Annotated in this window: 18 protein-coding genes; 11 read left to right on the top strand and 7 right to left on the bottom strand. The window is 41.2% G+C overall.

Annotated elements, in window-relative coordinates; genetic code table 11:
- Positions 1-207: 207 nt before the first annotated feature.
- The 7 genes from HGR01_RS28555 (at position 208) to HGR01_RS28525 (ending at position 10691) form a co-directional block, all read left to right on the top strand.
- A complete protein-coding gene (locus tag HGR01_RS28555; protein ID WP_045872293.1) occupies positions 208-1290 on the top strand; it encodes a response regulator in 1083 nt (360 codons plus the stop codon).
- A 73-nt stretch (positions 1291-1363) separates the two neighbouring features.
- Positions 1364-1741 (top strand): response regulator transcription factor, encoded by a 378-nt coding sequence (locus tag HGR01_RS28550; RefSeq protein WP_045872294.1) that lies wholly within the window; start codon positions 1364-1366, stop codon positions 1739-1741.
- 4 nt (positions 1742-1745) lie between these two features.
- Positions 1746-2243: a chemotaxis protein CheW gene (locus HGR01_RS28545; protein WP_045872295.1), complete on the top strand. Its 498-nt coding sequence runs from the start codon at positions 1746-1748 to the stop codon at positions 2241-2243.
- A 61-nt stretch (positions 2244-2304) separates the two neighbouring features.
- Entirely contained in the window at positions 2305-5133 is a 2829-nt protein-coding gene (locus HGR01_RS28540; protein WP_045872296.1) for a methyl-accepting chemotaxis protein, read from the top strand.
- Positions 5134-5240: 107 nt separating this feature from the next.
- The gene (locus HGR01_RS28535; protein WP_045872297.1) at positions 5241-8315 is read left to right on the top strand and encodes a response regulator; all 3075 of its coding nucleotides are present in this window, start codon (positions 5241-5243) and stop codon (positions 8313-8315) included.
- Between the two features lie 445 nt (positions 8316-8760).
- Positions 8761-9198, top strand: a complete 438-nt coding sequence (locus HGR01_RS28530) for a TOBE domain-containing protein (RefSeq protein ID WP_045872298.1) — start codon at positions 8761-8763, stop codon at positions 9196-9198.
- Between the two features lie 914 nt (positions 9199-10112).
- On the top strand, positions 10113-10691 hold the full coding sequence (locus HGR01_RS28525) for a Crp/Fnr family transcriptional regulator (protein ID WP_411863263.1): 579 nt from the start codon (positions 10113-10115) through the stop codon (positions 10689-10691).
- 137 nt (positions 10692-10828) lie between these two features.
- Here HGR01_RS28525 and HGR01_RS28520 read toward each other — a convergent pair whose 3' ends face one another.
- The gene (locus HGR01_RS28520) at positions 10829-11113 is read right to left on the bottom strand and encodes a DUF427 domain-containing protein (RefSeq protein WP_045872301.1); all 285 of its coding nucleotides are present in this window, start codon (positions 11111-11113) and stop codon (positions 10829-10831) included.
- 208 nt (positions 11114-11321) lie between these two features.
- The gene (locus HGR01_RS28515) at positions 11322-11627 is read right to left on the bottom strand and encodes a DUF4090 family protein (RefSeq protein ID WP_045872302.1); all 306 of its coding nucleotides are present in this window, start codon (positions 11625-11627) and stop codon (positions 11322-11324) included.
- Positions 11628-11848: 221 nt separating this feature from the next.
- On the opposite strand from HGR01_RS28515, the gene HGR01_RS28510 reads away from it, so the two are divergent.
- Entirely contained in the window at positions 11849-12238 is a 390-nt protein-coding gene (locus tag HGR01_RS28510) for a hypothetical protein (RefSeq protein WP_045872303.1), read from the top strand.
- Between the two features lie 604 nt (positions 12239-12842).
- Here HGR01_RS28510 and HGR01_RS28505 read toward each other — a convergent pair.
- Positions 12843-14183: an NB-ARC domain-containing protein gene (locus HGR01_RS28505; protein ID WP_228045245.1), complete on the bottom strand. Its 1341-nt coding sequence runs from the start codon at positions 14181-14183 to the stop codon at positions 12843-12845.
- Between the two features lie 214 nt (positions 14184-14397).
- Complete coding sequence (locus HGR01_RS28500) at positions 14398-14580, bottom strand: hypothetical protein (RefSeq protein ID WP_155539443.1); 183 nt, start codon at positions 14578-14580, stop codon at positions 14398-14400.
- 20 nt (positions 14581-14600) lie between these two features.
- Between HGR01_RS28500 and HGR01_RS28495 the strand changes: the two genes are divergently transcribed.
- The 3 genes from HGR01_RS28495 (at position 14601) to HGR01_RS28485 (ending at position 17868) form a co-directional block, all read left to right on the top strand.
- Complete coding sequence (locus HGR01_RS28495) at positions 14601-15809, top strand: hypothetical protein (RefSeq protein WP_045872305.1); 1209 nt, start codon at positions 14601-14603, stop codon at positions 15807-15809.
- A gap of 67 nt (positions 15810-15876) precedes the next feature.
- Positions 15877-16977: an HBL/NHE enterotoxin family protein gene (locus HGR01_RS28490; protein ID WP_045872306.1), complete on the top strand. Its 1101-nt coding sequence runs from the start codon at positions 15877-15879 to the stop codon at positions 16975-16977.
- An 84-nt stretch (positions 16978-17061) separates the two neighbouring features.
- Positions 17062-17868 carry a hypothetical protein gene (locus tag HGR01_RS28485; RefSeq protein ID WP_045872307.1) on the top strand — a complete coding sequence of 269 codons (807 nt, stop codon included), beginning with the start codon at positions 17062-17064 and terminating at the stop codon, positions 17866-17868.
- Between the two features lie 157 nt (positions 17869-18025).
- Here HGR01_RS28485 and HGR01_RS28480 read toward each other — a convergent pair whose 3' ends face one another.
- The 3 genes from HGR01_RS28480 to HGR01_RS28470 form a co-directional block, all read right to left on the bottom strand.
- Positions 18026-18280 carry a hypothetical protein gene (locus tag HGR01_RS28480; protein WP_045872308.1) on the bottom strand — a complete coding sequence of 85 codons (255 nt, stop codon included), beginning with the start codon at positions 18278-18280 and terminating at the stop codon, positions 18026-18028.
- Positions 18281-18579: 299 nt separating this feature from the next.
- On the bottom strand, positions 18580-21642 hold the full coding sequence (ppc, locus tag HGR01_RS28475) for a phosphoenolpyruvate carboxylase (protein ID WP_045872309.1): 3063 nt from the start codon (positions 21640-21642) through the stop codon (positions 18580-18582).
- Positions 21643-21745: 103 nt separating this feature from the next.
- Complete coding sequence (locus HGR01_RS28470; RefSeq protein ID WP_045872310.1) at positions 21746-21982, bottom strand: hypothetical protein; 237 nt, start codon at positions 21980-21982, stop codon at positions 21746-21748.
- Positions 21983-22171: the final 189 nt, after the last annotated feature.

The raw sequence follows: 22171 nt of genomic DNA, 5'->3' as shown, positions 1-22171 counted from the left end.
AGTAAGTAAATTAACAATAAATTCACAATTGGTTGAGGCTTTATAATCGGAAAACAAAGCTACAGTTAAGTTTACCCAGAAAAGGGTATCGGTATTTTAGTATGTTATGCTACAAAGCACCAATATTTTATAGCTAAATTGGTATCTTAGAAAAACTATGTACAAGTTTAGCTGACACGTATTGAATTTAGCTGAAGTAAAAGCAAAATGAGCACAACTCCTATAGGTAGCTACAGGTTGTTCCAGAAACTACATCCGCTATCGCTGTTGGCGCAGCTAACCAGCCGCCATGCTACAGGATGCTTAAGAGTATATACGGAAACAATATCCTGGTCGATATATTTAACAGACGGTAAACTTACTTACGCCTCTCATTCAGATCAAGTTTTTGAAAGGCTAGATAATCACTTGCGGCGGTTGAGTCAGCAAATTCCTACCCTCAACAGTGCCACTCGGGTACAGATGCGGTTGATGTTTGAAGCAATGAGTGAAAATCAATCGATTTCCCACTCAGACTATCAAGCAATCTGCTGGTTGGTCGATCAAGATTATCTGACTGCTAGGCAAGCTGGAACCTTGATCGAGGATTTAGCTAAAGATGTGCTGGAACCGTTTTTAGCCCTCAAAGAAGGTAGTTACGAATTCAACTCAGAAGCTACCTTAGATGGATTGCCGAAGTTTTGTAGCTTGGATTTACGGTTAATAGTCGAACACTGCCAAAAGCAGATTAGAAATCGGCAAAATATTCAATCACAGTCACCCCTACCTCCTGCGGCTGGTGGTTCCTCAATGATGCCAGGAACACAGATGCCACCAGCGCAACCACAGTCTCCAATTCAGTTTGGGCAACAATTATCTAATCAAAACAATTTTGCACGTCCGGAAGAAAAAAAGAATACATTTGTCCAAAAACGTGTTACTAAAGGGCTGTATACAATTGCCTGTATTGATGATAGCCAGACTGTGCTAAATTCCATCAAACACTTTTTGGATGAAGAAACATTTTCTGTTGTGCTAATTAACGATCCAGTAAAAGCTTTAATGCAAATACTGCGAAGTAAACCAGATTTAATTCTACTAGACGTAGAAATGCCCAATTTAGATGGCTACGAGCTATGTTCTTTACTGCGGAGACATTCACAATTTAAGGATACACCGATTGTGATGGTAACAGGCAGAACAGGATTTATCGATAGAGCCAAGGCAAAAATGGTCAGATCTTCAGGTTATTTAACCAAACCTTTTACACAATCAGAACTACTAAAAATGGTTTTTAAACATATCGGTTAATTTCCTGAGGGGTCACGGATATCACGAGCATCCGATTTAGTAAAACCAATAACATTTTTAGGAGATTTTAGTAGTGAGTCTTACTTTGATTGGCACCATTCTGATTGTCGAAGATTCGCCCAGTGAATTGGAACTAATGAGTTATTATCTCACAGAAAGTGGCTACAACGTAATACCAGCTACTGGTGCCAAAGAAGCTTTACAAAAAGCATTATTACAACAACCAGACGTGATTGTTACTGATGTAGTTATGCCGGGTATGAGTGGATTTGAACTGTGTCGGTTTTTGAAAAAAAATCCGAGTACAGAAAAAGTTCCCATTGTAATTTGTAGTTCTAAAAATCAAGAAATCGACCGATTATGGGCAATGAGGCAAGGCGCTGATGCCTATATAACTAAACCATTTACGCGAGAGCAACTTTTACGTGCTATCAAATCAGTAGCAAATTGAATTCATGAATAGTGCAAAAAATATTATTCCTGTCAAAAACATTCCCAACAACTTAGGAGATGGCTACATTAAGTTCCAACTCAATCAACAGACGTCTGCTATTTTATCAATGAAGCACACGCAAGAAGCGATTATTGTGCCTGTTGAGTCTGTTACCTCAATGCCAAATATGCCTGCCTGTATACTAGGGCTAATGAATTGGCGGAGTCGCATCATCTGGGTGGTAGATCTACCGAGAATGCTCAATTTAGAATTTTTAGACAGTAGGCTGCGACAGTACAATGTCATCATTGTGCGGGTAGAATCGCTGCTTTTAGGCTTAATTGTGCAAGAAATCAAAGGTACAGCTAAGTTCTTAGCTGATGAAATTTGTTCTCCTGTAGGACAAGTAGCATCCAGTCTAGTACCTTATTTATGTGGATGTGTTGTCCAAGAACAAGAGGTACTGCTGGTATTAGATGCACAGGCTATTGTCCATTCTTCTATTCTCCGCAGTGATTAGGGTGCACTACTAAAAAAGGGATTTTTAGGGTTCTCATTCACACCAACAGGAGAATTAATTTATGTTTAATAAAACTGACACAGCTAAGAGTAATAATACTCAAAATGGTTCCTTGCCCATTTCATCGGCAAAACTTTCTAATAGTACAGTTAAACAATCAAATAAGTTGACTAATAAAACTGCAAATAGTTCTCCTTGGAATAAGGCAGTTACTTATTTTCACAGGCTAAGTTTAGGTACAAAGGCTACAGTGTTAGCGATCGCTATCGGTACTCTCCCGACTTTAGGTATTGGCGCGATCGCCTATAGCTTTGCGAATAAATCGATTTATAAGCAAATCACCCAAGCGCAAGAAGCAGAAACAGTTGGCTTACTAGACAAAGTCAACCGTTACATCTTGGGAAGATACGGAGATGTACAGCTACTCTCGGATCTACCTTTTTTGACAAATCCCCAACTCAGAGACAGCATATCTACTCAACAAAAACAATCACTTTTAGATCAAATTGTCAAGACTTACAAAGCTTATGACAGCATTGCTTTCTTTGATTTACAAGGAAATGTGATTGTCCAGTCTAGTGGTGAAACTCTAGAAAATCATCAAGACCGTCAGTATTTTAAAGACGCACTGAAACAAAATACAGCTGTTATTGGCCAACCGGAAATATCAAAAACTACTGGTGCTGTCAGTGTTCATATTGCTGCACCAGTAAAAGATGCAACAACGGGTCAAAACATTGGAGTAGTTAGGGCACGTCTACCCGTAAAAATGTTGGAAGAAACTATCAAAAACTATGCCTATACTGGGCATGAATATCATTTGCTAGATAAATCTGGAAAAATTTTTCTTGCCACACAAAACAATCAAGAAGGTAGAGATGCCAAAACAGATTTTCCTGGGTTAGGTCAACGGCAAGGAAAAAATAAAATAGATACTTTTATTACAGTTAACCAACTGGGTAAAAAACAGCAATTACTGACCTATGTACCTTCAATCAAAATTGCTGGATTACCAGATTTAAAATGGGATGCGATTATTGCTACTAATACGGAAATTACATTTGCACCCCAGAGAGAATTATTGTGGACGATCGCCATTGGTACGGCATTAACCGCCTTAATTGTCGCTGCGATCGCCGCTTGGTTAGCGAAACAATCCACAAAGCCCATTTTGAATGCCACAGAAGCGGTAAACAAGCTTGGTCAAGGTCAACTCAACACCCGTCTTGAAGTCCAAAGAGCAGACGAATTAGGCATACTGGGTACCAATATTAACCAAATGGCAGAACAATTGCAAGTATTATTGCGAGAACAAGAGCGAGAAGCCCAAAAAGCAAAAATCCTTGCAGATATTACCTTAGAAATTCGTAAAAATCTCAAAACTGAAGATATTTACGCTATAGCAGTTAACGAAGTCCAACAAGCACTGAAAGTAGACCGAGTCATCGTCTACCAGTTGAATCCAGACACTTGGGATGGCATTGTGGTGGCAGAAGCTGTGACTGGTGTTTGGCCGAGAATGATGGGAGTGCAGATTGACGATCCTTGTTTTCAGGAACGCCATGTACAACTTTATCGCGAAGGCAGAGTCAGAGCGATCGCTAATATTTATCAAGAGGCAGGTTTGCCGGAAGCAAATTGTTACATCGAAATTTTAGAGAAATTTGCCGTCCAAGGCAATTTAATTGCTCCCATTATCCTCCAAGATCAATTGAGAGGTTTGTTAATTGCTCATCATTGCGAAAGCCCCCGCAATTGGCAGCAATCAGAAATTGAGTTATTTACTCAAGTAGCAACTCAAATTGGTTATGCCCTAGAACAAGCCAAGCTACTAGAAGAACTAGAAAAAGCTAAATCTGCTGCTCAACAAGACACCAAAGAAGAACGGCAACAAAAAGAAGCATTGCAAATGCAACTTTTAGAATTGCTGAGTAACGTCGAAGGTGCTGCTAGAGGAGATTTAACAGTACGGGCTGATGTCACAGCTGGCGAAATTGGCACAGTTGCCGACTTTTTCAACTCGATTGTGGAAAACCTGCGGGAAATTGTCACCCAAGTCCAACAAGCTGCAGCCCAAGTAAATACAGCGATTGGCTCGAACGAAGGCGCTATCCGTCAGCTAGCAGAAGAAGCTATGAACCAAGCAGCCGAAATCAACCGGACTTTGGATGCAGTTGATCAAATGACTTATTCTATCCAAGCTGTGGCAGAAAACGCCCAGCAAGCCGCGATAATTGCTAACCATGCGGCTCACACTGCAACTAAGAGTGGGCAAGCAATGGATTTGACAGTGCAAAACATTCTTTCTCTGCGAGAAACCGTGGGTGAAACTGCCAAGAAAGTGAAGCGGTTAGGAGAATCTTCTCAACAAATTTCCCGCGTGGTGTCTTTGATTAACCAAATCGCCGTGCAAACTAACTTGCTAGCGATTAATGCGGGGATTGAAGCCGCACGTGCAGGTGAAGAAGGACAAGGGTTTGCTGTAGTTGCCGAAGAAGTAGGCGAACTAGCAGTTAGAAGCGCCGCCGCCACCCAAGAAATTGAACAAATTGTAGAAAATATCCAACGGGAAACCAGCGAAGTAGTGCAGGCGATGGAAGTAGGAACCACCCAAGTAGTGGAAGGTACGCGCATCGTTGAAGATGCAAAACAAAGCCTGGCGCAGATTTTGGATGTATCACGTCAAATTGACGAGCTAGTGCAGTCTATTTCCCTAGCAACTGCATCTCAGGTACAAACATCTCAAACTGTCAGTCACCTGATGAAAGAAATCGTGGCTGTGTCACAACGCACTAGCGATTCTTCCCGACTAGTTTCCCAATCTTTACAACAAACTGTGGAGATTTCCCAAGAGTTACAAGAAACTGTGGGAACCTTCAAAATCAGTTAGTTTTGGCACCATCAGTCATTGGTGAGCTAAAACCCAACTGAACAAATGACAAATATCACAATAAGTGCTCTACTAGGCGCGCATTAGCTTAACAACTAACCAAAATCATGTCACAGGACAAAGAACTGGAAATCCAGATGCAATTTCTGGAAGAAGCCACTGATTATCTCAATACCTTAGAAGCGGTATTGTTGGAAATCGACACTAGTAATCGCATCGATTTAGAAAAGATTAACGGGGCACTCCGAGCCGCTCATTCCATTAAAGGCGGGGCGGGAATGATGGGATTTCGCACGCTGAGTGATTTAGCCCATCGTCTAGAAGATTCCTTTAAAGTTTTAAAGACGCGCAAAAATTCTTTAGAAATTGACACCCAGCTACAAAGTTTACTGTTATCTGGGGTGGACTGGTTACGTCAAATCGTAGAATTGCTCTCCGAAGGCAATGTGATTGAAGAGCAATGGTTACAAACCTTTTGTTATCCGGTATTTGATGAATTGCACGAGCGTTTGGGCGATCCGGTGCCAGAAGACGCTACAAGTATGCTTTCCCCCGAAGATGGGCAAGATATTATACCCTTACTTTTTGAAACAGAAGTAGAAGGCTGTTTACAGCGTTTAGAAGCTGTAGTGGCAGACGAACAACAGCCTTGTTTACAAGAAGAAGTGGCAATTATGGCAGCTGAACTAGCAGGCTTAGGCGAAATGCTTCAGCTACCAGCGTTTACCCAGCTTTGCGAGTCAGTGACGCACCACTTAGAAGCTGCTAGCCCAAATCAAGTAGAAGAAATTACCAGATTAGCATTACAAGCATGGCGGCGATCGCAAGCTTTAGTGCTGACAAATCAACTCGATCAGTTACCGACAGAAATCAAAATCGGTGATTTAGCCTCTGCTCCAGCCCTGCATCCGGCAAATACGCAGCCATCTAAACAAGCTGCAATTGCGGAATTTTTCGCCACAGATTCAGCCGCAGCCCACTTGTTAGAAGCAGAAGTCTTCTCACCAGATTTTGTGGAATCAGAAGAAACTGAGGAAGCTTGGCCCGATGAAGATGATGCGATCGTTGCTGCTAGTTTTGAAACGTTAGATATTGAGTTTGCTAACGATTCCCCAGATACAGTTGAGGTTTCTGAGCCAAGCTTAGTCACTGCGAGAGAAATTTCCACCATAGATTACAGATTTCTTGAGCGCAAAGGCGAGTCAGTTGCTATCGGTAAAGACCGAGAAATTCAGGAAAATACAGTCCGAGTTCCCAGTAAGCAACTTGAACAAATTAATGATCTGTTTGGGGAATTAATTATTCAGCGCAATGGGCTGAATTTGCAATTGGAAAGGCTACGTAAACTCGTTCGTAACCTCAGCCAGCGTGTCCAAGGGCTAGAGCGAGAAAACCAGGAATTACGCGCCGCCTACGACAGAATTTCCACTCAAACTTTTAACGGCTCGGGAATGCGATCGCTTGCTGATGACAACCATCAAGCTGATGGCATCGAGACTAACTTTGATGTCCTCGAAATGGATCGCTATAACGAATTAAACCTGCTATCGCAGGAAGTTATGGAAACCATTGTTCAGGTACAAGAAGTTACCACCGATGTGCAGCTAAGTGTTGATGACACCGATCAAATTGCGCGGAAGCTGAACAAAACATCTAAGCAGTTACAAACAAAGCTGACCCAAGTAAGGATGCGCCCGCTATCAGATTTAGTCGAGCGTTTTCCGCGCGCTATCCGCGACTTGAATGTGGAATATGGCAAAAATGTCCAGTTAAAAATTGAAGGTGGTAATACCTTAATAGAACGTAGCATTTTAGAAGCTTTAAATGAGCCTTTAATGCACCTGTTAAGGAATGCCTTCGATCATGGTATTGAAGATCCAGCCACCCGCAGCAGCATCGGTAAATTAGAACAAGGCTTAATTGAAATTAAAGCCACCCACCGTAGAGACCGCACAATTATTACCATCCGTGATGATGGTCGGGGTATTTCTCTAGAAAAAATTCGCGCCCGCGCCTTAGCGATGGGCTTAGATGCTTCACTATTAGCTAGTGCTAGCGATGAAGAACTGTTATCACTAATTTTTGAGCCAGGGTTTACCACCTCCGACCATGTGACCGCACTTTCCGGTCGTGGTGTGGGTATGGATGTGGTACGCAACAAACTCAAACAAGTCCGAGGTGATATCAAAGTTGATACCGAACTCGGAGTAGGAACTACCTTTACCCTATCTGTACCATTTACACTTTCAGTTGCACGCGTGCTGTTAGTGGAAAGCAACCGAATGCTGTTAGCATTCCCTACAGATGTAGTTTCAGAAATCTTCTTACTGCAAAATGAACAAGTGTTTGCGATCGCAGGTAGTGAAGTGATCAATTGGCAAGGTACGATGCTACCTTTAATTCGCCTGAGTAGACACCTAGAGTTTAATGGCCCCCGTTATAATAGCCCTGATTTAGAAACTCCCCCAGCAATCAATGCTAGTTGTGTATTAATTGTGAAAAGCGGTAATCAGCCAATGGCTGTACAACTAGACCGTTGTTGGGGTGAACAAGAAGTTGCGATTCGCCAAGTTGAGGGTAACATTCCTTTACCAGACGGTTTTAGTAACTGTACGATTCTGGGTGATGGTCGGGTAGTAGCATTGGTCAATGCCAATGAATTACTGTATAAAGTTGTTACAAATCAACGCAGCTCCAAAAATAATCAATTACCATCAGCTCGATTAAAAACTGCCTTTTTGATATCTGGTGAAGACAAACCAGTAGGATCATCTGTTGTTAATCAAAAAAGCACGATTTTGATTGTCGATGATTCGATTAATGTTCGCCGCTTTTTAGCCTTGACTTTAGAAAAAGGTGGATATCAAGTAGAACAAGCAAAAGATGGACAAGATGCTTTAGATAAACTTCAGAGTGGCTTACAAGTTCAAGCAGTAATTTGCGATATTGAAATGCCTCGTCTTGATGGTTATGGGTTTTTAGGTCGGATTAAATCCCACGATGATATGAAAAATATTCCCATTGCTATGTTGACCTCTCGTAGTAGCGATAAACATCGCCAATTAGCAATGCAGTTAGGTGCCAGAGCCTATTTCTCTAAACCTTATAACGAACAAGAATTGCTCCGCACGTTACATCAAATAATTTATTCAACTAATGGTAATGGCACATCAAACAATTAAATTTATAATTTGCCGTGATTAATGGTTACTGTCAGTTTCTCCCTGTCAGTTGTGGTAAATAACTCACAACTGGCAAGTTATCCAATTTTATTTGCTTGATGATCGGGTTTTGTTTAATTAATCTTTCTAAATATTTTTTGGCAATCTCAGAAATTACTTTTGCTGATTGCAATCTAATTAATCACATAGATAAACTCAGGAATTATACTAATATATTAGTATAATTTTTTACATTAATACTGGAGTATAGCGGCGATCGCACTTTCCCAGTTCTTCAATATTTCTATCTGATATGAGTAACAAACACAAGTCACAAGAAATATTGACTTTGGTTTATTTTATTTTTATTCGGCTCAACTTATTCTAGGGTGTTCTATTTCGGAGGATTTCCCTTGGTAGGATCGTAGCATGATCAAAAGTAGCTACCAACTAAATTGGTAAAAATATGCCTAGAAAAGAACAAGGATGGGTAACATTTCAAACCTCAGAAGAAGAACGCAAAATACTGGAAGAGTTTTGTAATCAGTCTCAACGTACCAAGACAGAAATTTTAAGAGAGTTGGTACGTGGGCTGAATAAATACTCTTCACCAGCGGTAGCGTCACCAACTCAGCAGGATGTTATACCAAATGCTTATACACCTGGGATAGAAATTAGTAGTTCAAAGAAACCTTTAAAAGTTAGCTCACGCAATATTCTCAAAGGCGTTGTTAAAAAGGTGGTTACTGGAGCAGTTAATACAGAAGTAACCCTAGAGATTGTTCATAAAGTAGAGTTAACTTCTATGATTACCAGAGTCTCAGCAGAGGAACTAGATTTAACTGAGGGAACAGAAGCCTACGCAGTAATTAAGTCTAACGATATTGTGATTGCTAGAGAATAATTAGCTACCTTGGGCACTAGAAACTGCGGATGAGACAGCAGAGGCAGCAGAGGTAGAGCAGGAGAGCAGAGGGGACAAGGAGACTAACTTTTAATCAGGGAATTTGCTGTTTCCTCTTAACTATTACCCATTTTTAATTACCACACTCATGTAAATTTACATTGAGTGTTTTTTTATACTAGCTATCGCACTTGTACAAATACAGATTGATATAGAAGAGTATAAGCAAATACAGTTCAGTTCAGAAAATTAATTGATCACAAAACCAAAAAACTAATTACTCAACAAAAAAACCGAACAATAATTTTGGAGGGGGTTTGGGGGACGCAACCGTCACCCAATCGGGGGTTTGGGGGATTCTCCCCCAATTGAGCTGGCTTCTTTAATAAGTGACAAATCAATCCCTAGTGAACTTAACTGAACTGTATTGGAGTATAAGCTACTATTGCAAATATTTTCATAATATGCATACTATCTTGTAAATAATTTTTATAAATTTCGCCCCATCTCCTAAGAAAGGCATAGGTATTGATTTACTTGAGTGTCATGGGTAACTAGACAATCACTATGGTTATCCCCACTATCCCCAATACTTGTCGCTTAAGGGCAAAAGGGGAAGGGGAAAAGGGGCAAGAAAAAACCTTTAACCCTTACCCTTTCTCCTGCACAGACGCTACGCGTAGCTTGCTTAAGCGCAGGGGTACACCTTTTCCCAAACCAAATTCCAACTTGAAAATCCTTAACCGAGCAGTATTGCCACTATCCCGATATTTACACATAGATGATATCTGTGATAAATCTGCCTTTGCTGCTGTAACTGCAAGTATTAATTTAATCTAAGTCAATTCTTGCATCTGAGATAATTCCGATCAGTACTCAAGCAACTACACACTTTTTTCTACCAAGATGTACTTATGATGTCTTCCGCCAACTTGTCGTATAACTCTGTTCTCAAAGAACAAATACCTCATCGCTTATTTACAAAGCGCGAAATGATACCACCACGTAACGATATATTGTGGCGAATCGAACGTGGTGCAGTTCGTACCTTAACCTGGAGTGAAGACGGAACATTTATTACTTTAGGTTATTGGGGGTCTGGTGATTTAATCGGTTCTCCATTGTCTAAAGTTAAACCTTACCAAATTGAATGTTTGACTAGTGTAGAAGTAAGTATTGTGCCACCTCATCTCTGGTATCAAGATGTGGAGGCGTTACTTTCTCACATTCAACAGGCAGAAGAACTGCTAAGTATAGTGCATTGTAAACCGATGTATCTGCGGTTGTGGCAATTTTTGGTGTGGTTAAGTACAAAATTTGGTCGTGATGTAGAAGAGGGTACACTAATAGACTTAAATGCCACTCATCAAGAAATGGCAGAGGTACTAAATACAACTAGAGTAACGGTAACGCGACTGTTACAGCAGTTTGAAGAGGAAGGATTGCTTTTACGTCAAAAACGTCAAATTATTTTGCGTTTACTCAACAAATGAATCAAAAAATTATGTCTCTATTTTGGTGGTTGACTAATATCAACCACCAATAAAAACAGTAGAATTGTGGCTGGCTGGCTGGTGTAAATAACCTGAAAAACAAAGAGTTTCAGGAATAAACTAGAGATTAATCTTGACTAAGCTTCGACTTTGACACCACGCCAGAAGGCAACATAGCCTTCAATATTTTTAGCTCTCTCTTTGGCGTTGGGATAGTACCAAGCTGCGTCTTGATTGACTTGCCCATCAACTTCAACACTATAGTAACTAGCAACGCCTTTCCACGGACAAGTAGTGTGGGTATTACTTTCTTTAAAGAATTGCTTGTTAATAGCGTCAGGTGGAAAGTAATGGTTACCTTCTACAACAATAGTTTGATTGCTCTCGGCTAGAGTTGCTCCATTCCAAATTGCTTTCGGCATAAGTAAGTTTAGTGATTAACTAGACACATAACATTATGATTGTTAACTAGTTTTTTTGCTTGCCAAGAACATTTAGAGTACTTATAGGATTTTGGATTGATTGCGCTTTTGGGCGATCCATCTGTCGCAATCATTTTTCAACACATAAAAATACCTGTCCTTGTTAGCCTAGCAAGTTAACAAAGACAGGATAGAGTCAGCAGATATACTACTTACCGCCGTAAAAAAAGGCAATTTCTTTTTCTTTCAAAGGTGCAAAACCAGCTTCTGTGAGCAAGGTGTCGAGTTCTGCTTGGGGAATGTGCTTTGCCCCAATTCTGACAATACGCGATCGCATGGTATTGGATACGCCGCTACGCTGTCTATTTGCCTCTAGAGCCATGACTTTGTTGTATAGTTCCAGCTTGGCAGTAGGAATGGGAGAACCGTCAAAATCAATTCCCTTTGCGATCGCTACGTCAATAGCATCAGCACCAGTGGTAGTTTGATTTACTTCATTAGTTTCAGCAGGCATGACAATTGGCTCATAAAGCTATGAGTATATTTTACCAGTCATGCTCACTCCCATTGTGTAGGGGATGTTGCTCTTAGACATCCCTTGACTCTTGGCATTTCACAGGAGACAGTGTTAATCAAGGGATACAAGGGGACAGAGGCAATTATTGCCTATACCCTTGTCACTTTTCAATATTTTGGTTTAATCTCAAACCATCGGTGTAGCTAATAGGTGATGCTATGTCTGAAGCCCAAACTCCCCAAAATAAAGACCGTACCCTTGAGCAAGCTCTGACTAACAAAATCATAGATGATTACTTTGACAATTCTGAAAGTTGGCTCAGAGCCATTTTGCGGATGTGTATCTTCTCTTTGGCGCACCTGGATGGAAAACCAGTTTTTGTAGTTGAATGTCCCAATCAAGCAGTAGCCAAGCGACTCAGCCGCAAAACCTATCCTTTTCGGGGAATTGTCTATTATTTAACTGACTACCTGGATGGTCAAGACCGCACTTTATTTTGTTACCAAGAACCCAAAAGTTCAACATGGTGCTGTTTTGACACGAGTACTCACTCTTGGAAACATTTGAGTAATTTGCAAGCGCCTACAGCTTCCACAGATAGTCAATAGTTGACGACAGGAAAAAGGTGAGTCAGCGCGGTCTTCTCACAAGGGGAGAGGCTAGCGTCTGCTGTAGGATTCCCGTTCGCGTAGCGTCTCCTTTAAGAGAAGGGCTGTAGGGGGTTTCCTCCATGAGTGACTGAGGCTTGTGTAGGGTATCCGAAGAATTCACTCGAAGGGAATAGAGAATACCTCCGTCACGCAAAAAGGTTGCGATTTTCATCTCCTGAAACCTTTATTTGTATTCATAAATGTCACGACTTCTCGATTAAGGAAACTGGGGAGAAAAATTGTCAGCTGAAAACTGACAATCCTTGATCGAGTAGTTTAGGCATATTAGTAATACCAAATCAAATAATGTTTGCGACACATCAATATATTCTAGAGGGCAAGGCACCGCCTTGCCCCTACAGTCTGTCGCATTCTTTTTTCAAATTGATATAACTTTTTTTGCTGGTTAATTAAGTATTTAATTATGCGAGTTTCTGGAATGAGGCGATCTCATTTATTAGGGTATTCTCTCTTTGAGATCTCAAGTATCGATAACCATATCAAATGCTGATTATGAAGTTGAAAAAAGTCTGCAAGGTTTGGTCTCAAAGCCTTGTAAATATTAGTTTGTGAGTTTTAGGATATGTCTATTGAAAAATGACGTTTGTACCGTTATTGATTCAGTGGCAAGCTGTCGAATTAAACAATCTGTGACATATTCCATAATCACCGGTTGTTGGGTATATTCGCCCGATCGCTTTTCAATTAAACTGCGCCATGTAAGCGATTCTAGGGATTCCAACAAACTAGCACGGTAAACAGCGGGTACAATATCTGCTTGCAGTTTGGTAATTGCTGTCCATTCTCGATTAATCGCCAAACAATACATAATGATCTGTTCCAAGGGCGATAACCTCTGAAATTGCTGATCGAGTAAGCGACGAATCCCGTTAAATATTGGAGTTTCTGTTTGCAAAAATGTGGTAATTACCCCATCAAACAAACTCTGAATTGAGGTAGCTACCATTTTTAATGCCAGGGGATTGCAATAATATAATTCACACAGATAGTGTTTTTCAGCCTCACTTCCCACCAATCCCTTCGAGTAAATTGATGCCAGGGATGCTTCGCAGGAACCTTTCAAAAACAGCGATCGCACTCCGCCATTCCAATCTTCAAATAATGCCACTTCTGCAGATTTCTCACGACTAGTCAGTAAAATACAACTTTGATGACTCGATTCTCCGAGTAACTGAAACAATTCACTATAATTGCTAAAATCTGGTTGATAATTGCCAGCGTGCTGACCTGGTTGTAAGAGAGTATCTTGATTATCAAGAATCACTAAACAGCGATGAGTCCGCAGCCAGTACAGCAACCGTTCTGGTTTGGCTTGGATGTCTTGCTGTTGGGAAAGGAAAGGTACTAGTTCCGCCAATAAAGTTTCTAAAAGTGGAGCGTTGCGGAAACTGCGCCAAATTACAAAATCAAAGTCTGCTTGTACCAATTGAGAGACTTTGGTAGCTAAAGCACTTTTACCTATACCGCCCATTCCCACCAAGGCAATTAGGCGACAGCGTTCTTCAATTATCCACTGCGTCAGCTTTTCTATCTCTTCCTCACGACCACAGAAGCTAGAAACATCCGGTGCTTTACCCCAATCTACGGAAGGTTGGTTTTGCAGTTGGCGATTAGGGATGGGTGCATTAAGTTGGCTAAGAAGGCCGCGCAGATTTGTTTTGTTAACTTTGCGACCTAAAGCATCACTCAAAAGCTTCCAGAATTTAGGGCCAATATCTCGCTGTAAGTAGTTAATGGAATAGCCTGAATGCGTAGCAATGCGATCGTAATTCCAGTTGTTCCAGGCACCAAACAAAAGGTTAAATTCCATCTCCGTGAGATTTCTAGCGATTTTGCTGCTTACAGCATGGTTAGCGATCGCTAGTGCCTGTTCAAACTCCATATTTATGCCTTTTTTGCAAAAATTTAGTTTGTTTAGGCTAAATTAAACCATACTTTTCACACTCAAATCCATACTTTTCTATAAAGATAAGTTTTCAGTCGAAATTTGCCGCTATTAAAAGCAATCAGTAGTAATAGCTTTAATTAATGGAATAGCGCGATCGCTCCGCAATGCGATCATAGTTCCAGCTTAGGCATCAAACGACGGGGCAATTTCAATATAGGTGAGGGGTATATAAATTTACAGCATAGTTGGCGATCGCTAGTGCCTGTTCAAACTCCAGATATCTTTTAGCTTCAGCAGAGTATACATTTTTATCAAACCATACTTTAAATACTTCATCTCCATACTTTTCTGTAAAGACAACACCACAGAGTTTTGGTAGTGTCTTAAACAACTCAAAGCTCTGACAAAAGAATGTTAATTCAAGGAGCAAATATAAAAGTGAGTGTTTCTTTTTTTGATGCTGATATCAGCGCACGTGATCTGGAGCCAAGGTATTTAGATACAAACGGCAGTATACTGCTTCTTCAGAAATTAGCCAGCTTGGTGATGATGCAACAACTTTTAGATTTACCAGTAGATGCTGGATTGGCTTATCAGATAAAAATATTTCAGTCTCAATTCAAAACCAAAGCTTCCTATGTGCAAAACCAGCTTGTTCCTATGTACATCAGCCACTTAGCTTCGGCATCAAATTTCGAGGCTCTCTTTAGTGCTTTTGTAACGATTGGAGAGCCTTTGATCAGACAAGCAACTGGAGATAGTAAGCAGAGGGCATCAGAAATATCTCTACTCCTCTCTGAATTTGCTGATATTCACAACAGCCAGACATTAACCATTGGTGCAAAAAATATTGGTGTTATCAAAAATAGGGTATCGCAGCTACAAAACAACTTCAATGATGCGATCACAAATGCTATTCAGCAAATGGGCGATACAGTAGCTGCAACAAATTTGGAAATTGACAAACTTGAGAATGAGATAAGGAAGAATATTAGTGATATTGTGTCAGGTGCAAATAAAGTTGGTGGTGCGCTCCGGGAGTTAGGGATTGGTGTGCTAACAGAGATCACCAAGATTAATGCGAGTACGGAGAATGCAGCAAAACCTAAAAGTGCCACTGAAGATGATAGTACTGATAATGATGGAGAGATTACTGAAGATAATGTTACTGCTGGCTCTCTAGGAGTACCATCAGTCAATTTTGTTGTCTCAGCAATTACAGGTGCAGAGGCGGGTGCTGCTGAATCTGCCCAAGCTCGCGCCGACCTCAATTCCAATAATCAGAAACTGGCAGATGCTTATCAAAAACTCGCACAAGTGAATGCTCTTGTCGCGACTGCTAAAGTAATTCAGCTTCAAAACCGAATGTTTGCATCCGAGATGAAAATGATTCAGGAGAAAATATCGAATCTTGCAACAACTTGGGGACAAAACCCAGTAATCTCCACGGGAAGTGGCATCAGCCTCGGTTTCTACGATTACGCCGGACAAATCACCGAAATTATTACTGCATCTGATGCTAATCCATTGTTGACATCACTGCGGAGTGCAACAGTAAGTTGGAACTCTTTGAATGATCAATTAATTGACATCAAGCAGGAGTTATCTGGTGTTCTCTAGTTTGTTGCATAACAAAACTCTCGAAGCCTTTGTCTATTAAATTTTCTTTTCTTTTGGAGACTTCATCATGTCTGTTGATCTAAACCACGGAGCTACTGAGATCGATTCTGCGAACAAATCACAAGCATCGCAGGGCTTAATTATTCAAACTTACTGCCAAAGTGTCAAGTCACAGCCAGCTGTCAACTTTGCTGGATACGACAACTTGAAAAGATATGAGCAGGACATCAATACTGGCTTGGGTCAAGCAAAAGCCCATGCTGACACTTACATAAACGTTATTCAACCCACCATCATTACTAATATCTCAAACATCTCCAATTACTATGCCATGCAAAATGCAATTCCTGTCGTACTTCCAGCTGGAGCTACATCAGAGAGATGGCTTCAAATCTTGGCAACATTAGAAAAAATGGCTACTGCTCATAAAGCGACAGCTGATGCAACTGTAACAGCACTCAACGGACTTTATAACAATCTGACAGAGGATGCTGGCTCATTTACAGATACTGTAGGAAAGTTGAATTCGGCAGTTAACGGAGACAATGGTGTAATTTCAAGTATCAATGATCAGTTAAAAGACATCCAAAGCCGAATTGACGGAACCATTGCTGGTGTTGTCGTCAGTGGATTAGCTATTGTTGGTGGAGTTTTCCTGACTGCTGTGGGAGGAATTGCTGAATTCGTTACTGCTGGAACTTCTACTCCACTGGTGGTTTTGGGAGTTGCAATCACTCTTGCAGGTGTTGGTGGAGCAGTTGCAGCAGGCTTAGCCCTCAAGGGGTTGTACGATTCAAAAGCTAGGCTACTTACGGATAAATCACGTTTGTCTGATGAGGTGGGGCTTGCACTTGGTATCAGTCAAGGCTTTTCGGGTTTGAGTAATCAAGTGCAGGGGGCAGTCACGGCAGCACTACAAATGTCCAAGGCTTGGAACATTTTGAGTTCAGACCTTGGAACGGTGGCTGATGATATCAGGCAGGGACGTCTATCTACAGATGATGCGAGGACTTTATTCTTAACCGCTGCTAACTCGCAAGTGCAGCAGGTTACCCAGGATATTAGCATCATCAAGGGGCAAATGACTGGGGTGACCAACCTTGAACCTATGCCAAATCGCAACATCAAAGACATCATTGACGATCTTGAGCGACGGGTTGTGGCATAAACTTCTTACGTTAAGGCAAGTCAAACGGCACTTGCCTTTTTTTCCATTCTGATAAGAGAAAAGCTCAGTAGGAAATAGGCAGTTATGGGTGGTGGAATTTTGAGTCAGGCGATGGCTAACGTTGCGTTAGCTGAACAACATATTCAAGCACTTGGTGGACTACCTTCAGATGCTGCCAATATTCAGTTGCAAATGGTGGTGTCAATTGGTAGGATCATGCCAGAAATAAAATATCTGCAAAAACTTGTTCTGTCATATGTTGATAATTCTCAACATCAAATAAATGAAATAGAAAATTTGTTGTCGGATAACGTTCCATTAGAAGTTGTGTTATTGCAACTCCAGGCATTACAAAACAATTCATCTGAAATAAAAGCTGATGTAGATTCTCTAACTACGAGGATTACATCAGAGATAAATCAGGTATATGGGTTTGCAGATCCGCTAGCTACTGTTCAGTCACAGTTAAAATTGCAGATTACTACACTTCAATCGCAATTGTCCGATGCCCGACGTGAGGAGGAGTCCATTCACAAGCGATATTTGTATCTACTCGCTTTAGGTCCCCTTGGACTAGCAGGATTGGCAACAGCACTCGGATTATACTTCAAGTGGAAATCTGATGCGGACAATCTAGAAGCACAGGTGAACGCAGGAAATCTTCAAGTCTCTAGACTAGAAATGATGACTACTGCAACAAATCAATTAATTGATGATTTTCATGATTTGGGTAGCAAAACGATCAACATGAAAAACTCTGTTGGTTTTCTAGCATCTGACATCGTTACAATTATTAGCGACGCTGAACAAAGGGGCGATCTCAGTATAATTGAACTCTATATTAAAGCTGCACTGTCCCAGGTCTTAACATTGAAATCTGATGTATCTTGATAAGTAGTAAAGTTATTAGAGTAATCCACAAAATGATTAGGCTCTCGAGAGTTGGAGAGTGGTCAAACTGAGTGATCGCCAATCATGTAGGATGCGTTAGCGCAGCGTAACGCATCGCCGAATTCCTACCTGTCCCTTTCCTCATATCCATCTCAGTTTAAGTACGATTTTGGTTTGTTGCTAAACCCGCAACAAATGCACCTAAAATTGAGCCTACCCACAACCCAGTAGTGCTACCTTGCCAAATTGCGCCTGGTGTTACCCAAGTGTTGCAGATTTGTTTCAAAGCCCAATTCTGATTTTGGCACTTCTGACTATGCAACATCAGAGTGAGTTGTCCACTGATGTAACCGCCAAAAAATCCTGATGATAATGCTACTAAAGTACAAATTAAAATTCTATTTTTAACCATATATTAAAGGTCAAGTCGCTGCGCTCCAATTCATAATTACTAATTCGTAATTCGTAATTAATACCCCTGAATTTATTCAGGGGCTTGGAATATAATGCTACGCATCTCGGGGTTTTTCATAACTAAAAGTTAGAGCCTTGAAACTCGCATGAATCAATTATTGATTTTGTCCGTAATTACGAATTACGTAGCGCTTTGCGCTTCCCGCAGGGTACTACGAATTATTAATTATTTTGTCAACAGTCAAAAGCCAAACAACTCTGGACTTTTGACTTTTGACTTTTGACTCAACTACCAAATCAACCTGTATTTCTCATCCCTGCAGCAATACCGTTAATAGTCAACAATGCACCGCGCAATAACTCACCTTTACTGTAACGGGAATGGATTACACCGGATGGGGCAGTATTGCGTGATTGGCGGAGGCGTTTCAGCAGGGAAACCTGGATAAACCCTAAAGGTACAATTGTGCCGTTGCGTAACTGCACAGAACGCTGTAATACCGGATCGCCATCTAACAGGCGACTGTGTCCGGTAATTTTTAACACTAAATCCTTGGTAAGATAGTATTCGCTAGAAATTTGCTCGAAAACCTTCTCAAATCGCGGCTTATCTTCTGGATTGGATAATTCTTGGACGTAATGCTGCGCCATTTGCATATCTACTTTTGCTAAGGTCATTTCTGCTTTAGAAATCACCATCTTGAAGAATGGCCACTTAACGTAAAAGTAGCGGAGCAGTTTTAAGTGTTCTTCTGGTTCAGCTTGCAAAAATTCTTGCAAAGCTGTACCAACACCATACCAGGAAGGTAGCAAAAATCTCGTTTGTGTCCAACTAAATACCCAAGGAATTGCTCTTAAGCTGCTTAAATCTTTCTTACCCGATGGGCGACGTGCTGGACGGGAACTAATTTGCAACTGGCTAATTTCTTCGATGGGAGTTACTTGGTGGAAGAAGTCAATAAAATCGGGTTGCTCATAAATCAAAGCCCGATAATGAGAACGCGATCGCGCTGCTAATTCCTCCATAATTTCGTTCCAAGGTTCGATATCGTCGAAACCTGTCCGCAGTAAGCTGGCTTGAATTACAGCCGTGGTGATGGTTTCCAGATTGTACAAAGCCAAGTCCAAGAGAGAATATTTAGAAGCTAAAACTTCCCCTTGCTCGGTAATCTTGATTCTGCCATTAATACTGTGACCTGGTTGGGCTAAAATCGCTTCGTAAGCTGGGCCGCCGCCTCTACCTACAGAACCGCCACGTCCGTGGAAAATTCGCAAATTCACGCCATATTTTTCTGCTATTTCTTGGAGCGATTTTTGCGCTTTATGAATTTCCCAATTGCTGCTTAAAAAACCAGAGTCTTTATTACTGTCAGAATAGCCCAACATGACTTCTTGCAGGTTCAAGGTCAACGGACAAGTGGCGTGGATATTGTCTGCGTTTTTCTCATTTGCCTTTACTTGCTCGTAGCCGCCAGCTAATAAAGCTCGATATAACGGTAGCTCAAAAAGTTGCCGCATCACAGTTCTGGAGCGTTGCAAGTCTTCTACCGTTTCAAATAAAGGTACAACTTGAATTGTCCCAACGGCGATCGCAGGGTCAAAAAGTCTGGCTTCTTTGGCTAATAACAAAACTTCTAGTACATCGCTAACTTGGCGGCACATACTGATAATGTAAGTTTGGCAGATTTGCACGCCAAATTCTTGTTGTAGCGATCGCAAGACACGGAAGGTTTGAATAACATCGTTGGTTTTTTCGGAGAATGGTAACTCTGCTGGAATTAAGGGACGACGAGTTTGTAATTCTCCTGTTAACCAAGCTACGCGCTGTTCTTCTGTCAGGTCGTTATAACTTTGAGGTAAGACTTGGAGATATTCCAGAATTTCATTCAATGCATCCGAATGACGTGAAGATTCTTGACGAATATCTAACTGTGTGAGGTTAAAACCAAAAATTTCTACCTGAGAAATTAAATTATCTAATTCTCGACAGCTTAAACCTGTTTCGGTCAAGTTGCGTTGAATCATTCGCAGTTCAGCCAGAAAATCTGCTCCTGACAGATACATTGGCTTGTCTTCATTCTTGGGCGTTTCCCGCTTATACAAAGCCAAATTGCGATCGCGGGTATTTTCCAGCCTTCTTAAGACATAGGATAACTTCAGGCGATATGGTTCTTGGCGATAACGGAGTGCTAAAGCGTCATAGATTTCGCTTAACTGCGACTGATCCAACTCCAGAGATTCCAGTAAATCAGGGAGGACATCACTCCAGTGCATCGAGACGCTTAATAACTCAATCAATTGCTTGACTGATTTAATATATCTTTCCAACACCATTTTGCGCTGATAACAAGCTGTTTGCCAGGTAACATCTGGTGTAACTGAGGGATTACCATCTCTATCGGAACCTACCCAAGAACCAAAAGAGCAAAAGTTTTTCTGTGGCGGTTCCAGCCACGGAAAGGTTTTATTCAGGGCGTATGTAAACCGTTTATGCAGTTGGGGAATCCCATCAAACAGCACTTCTTGGAAGTAGTGCAAAGCATAGTCTACTTCATCTAAAACTGTCGGCTTGAACTGGTGTAGTTCATCCGTGCGCCACCACAGGCGAATTTCTTCTAGTAACTTTTCGCGGATTTCTGCTGCTTCCCAAGGATAGCCCCCTAATGTACTCCCAGAACGGTTTTCTACCGTATCTAGATGTTGTAATAGATTGACAACTTGTCTTTGCTTATCCCGGATTGTATGACGCACAATTTCTGTGGGATGAGCTGTAAACACTAAACGCACATCTAATTGAGCAATTAGACGTTGAATTTGCTGCGGCGGGACATTGAGTTTGAATAAATGGGGGAATAAAGCGGCAAAAGTACCTTTGTGCTTGTCTTTTTCTTTAGCTAGCCAACTCTTAGCTAATAAATCCGCACCAATTCCCCGATTTACAGGTGCATCGTTTTCTAGCTGATTGGATGAATAGGTAATATTGGGTAAGATTTCTGGATCTTCTAGCTCTGTTTCCGCCTCAGAATAGCGGGTTAATTGCTGCCGTTGTTCATATTCCTGCTCTATGATGTTGATCAGCTGGAAATACAGTGCAAAAGCGCGAGCCGCCCGGATAGCTTCATTAATGTTCAGTTGTTCAATCAACTTTACCGCAGATTCAGCTTGGTCATGAGTAGCTTGACCTTCTGGCGAACACAGAGCGCGCAATTGTTCCAACAAATCCACCATTTTCTGCCCACATTCCTGCCGGAGTACCGCTTCCCACAGTTCCTCCACTACTTGGAGACGATGGCGTAAAAATAACTCTGAGGCGGGGTAGATTTTCGCTGCCTGAGACAAAGAGTATAAAACAGAACTCATATTTGCTATATTGTGCCAAAACGATTATTGTTTAGAATTCTTTGTGGTGTAGTCCAAACTTCTGGCATCTGTCCAGAATGGAGCATTTTTTAGAGTAAAATTTTTAACTGTGATTGAATTCGTTATCTTCTGGGAAGTCGAGTATGGGTAGGCGATCGCCCCGAAATAATTCTTCACTGGCTTGGCCCATAGCTTCTAGGGCTTTTACTGAGGCATTTCCTGCTGTACACAGCAGTAGTATAGACGCTGTACCTATTTGTAAAAGCAAAGATTGGGGAATGCTAAACAGCAACAGATTTAATTCTGGGTTTGGTGAAGGTTTTTGGGTTGCAGGTGACATCGCTAATTTTCGTTTGTTTGCAGATTAGTAAAATAAACAAAAAATCCAACTATAGACGTTGCTCACAACTAGACATCTAAAATCTTTGCCAATTTTGCAAGCGCATAAGGTAACAAAAGTGTTAAAACCAAACGTCAGGGTGTGATAAATGTATGGTTCTAGTTTACAAGCGCAGGCACTATCCCCCAA

Origin of the sequence: Tolypothrix sp. PCC 7712, from assembly GCF_025860405.1 — a bacterium.
In the GTDB taxonomy this organism is placed as follows: domain Bacteria; phylum Cyanobacteriota; class Cyanobacteriia; order Cyanobacteriales; family Nostocaceae; genus Aulosira; species Aulosira diplosiphon.
The sequence above is the reverse complement of the archived record's forward strand: the minus strand, read 5'-3'. Positions and strand labels throughout refer to the sequence as shown.

Bases quoted from the DNA above. Each gene is read 5' to 3' on its own strand.
- HGR01_RS28555 (WP_045872293.1), top strand. From the start codon at position 208: ATGAGCACAACTCCTATAGGTAGCTACAGGTTGTTCCAGAAACTACAT.
- HGR01_RS28545 (WP_045872295.1), top strand. From the start codon at position 1,746: ATGAATAGTGCAAAAAATATTATTCCTGTCAAAAACATTCCCAACAAC.
- HGR01_RS28540 (WP_045872296.1), top strand. From the start codon at position 2,305: ATGTTTAATAAAACTGACACAGCTAAGAGTAATAATACTCAAAATGGT.
- HGR01_RS28535 (WP_045872297.1), top strand. From the start codon at position 5,241: ATGTCACAGGACAAAGAACTGGAAATCCAGATGCAATTTCTGGAAGAA.
- HGR01_RS28530 (WP_045872298.1), top strand. From the start codon at position 8,761: ATGCCTAGAAAAGAACAAGGATGGGTAACATTTCAAACCTCAGAAGAA.
- HGR01_RS28525 (WP_411863263.1), top strand. From the start codon at position 10,113: ATGATGTCTTCCGCCAACTTGTCGTATAACTCTGTTCTCAAAGAACAA.
- HGR01_RS28520 (WP_045872301.1), bottom strand. From the start codon at position 11,113: ATGCCGAAAGCAATTTGGAATGGAGCAACTCTAGCCGAGAGCAATCAA.
- HGR01_RS28515 (WP_045872302.1), bottom strand. From the start codon at position 11,627: ATGCCTGCTGAAACTAATGAAGTAAATCAAACTACCACTGGTGCTGAT.
- HGR01_RS28510 (WP_045872303.1), top strand. From the start codon at position 11,849: ATGTCTGAAGCCCAAACTCCCCAAAATAAAGACCGTACCCTTGAGCAA.
- HGR01_RS28505 (WP_228045245.1), bottom strand. From the start codon at position 14,183: ATGGAGTTTGAACAGGCACTAGCGATCGCTAACCATGCTGTAAGCAGC.
- HGR01_RS28495 (WP_045872305.1), top strand. From the start codon at position 14,601: ATGTTAATTCAAGGAGCAAATATAAAAGTGAGTGTTTCTTTTTTTGAT.
- HGR01_RS28490 (WP_045872306.1), top strand. From the start codon at position 15,877: ATGTCTGTTGATCTAAACCACGGAGCTACTGAGATCGATTCTGCGAAC.
- HGR01_RS28485 (WP_045872307.1), top strand. From the start codon at position 17,062: ATGGGTGGTGGAATTTTGAGTCAGGCGATGGCTAACGTTGCGTTAGCT.
- HGR01_RS28480 (WP_045872308.1), bottom strand. From the start codon at position 18,280: ATGGTTAAAAATAGAATTTTAATTTGTACTTTAGTAGCATTATCATCA.
- ppc (WP_045872309.1), bottom strand. From the start codon at position 21,642: ATGAGTTCTGTTTTATACTCTTTGTCTCAGGCAGCGAAAATCTACCCC.
- HGR01_RS28470 (WP_045872310.1), bottom strand. From the start codon at position 21,982: ATGTCACCTGCAACCCAAAAACCTTCACCAAACCCAGAATTAAATCTG.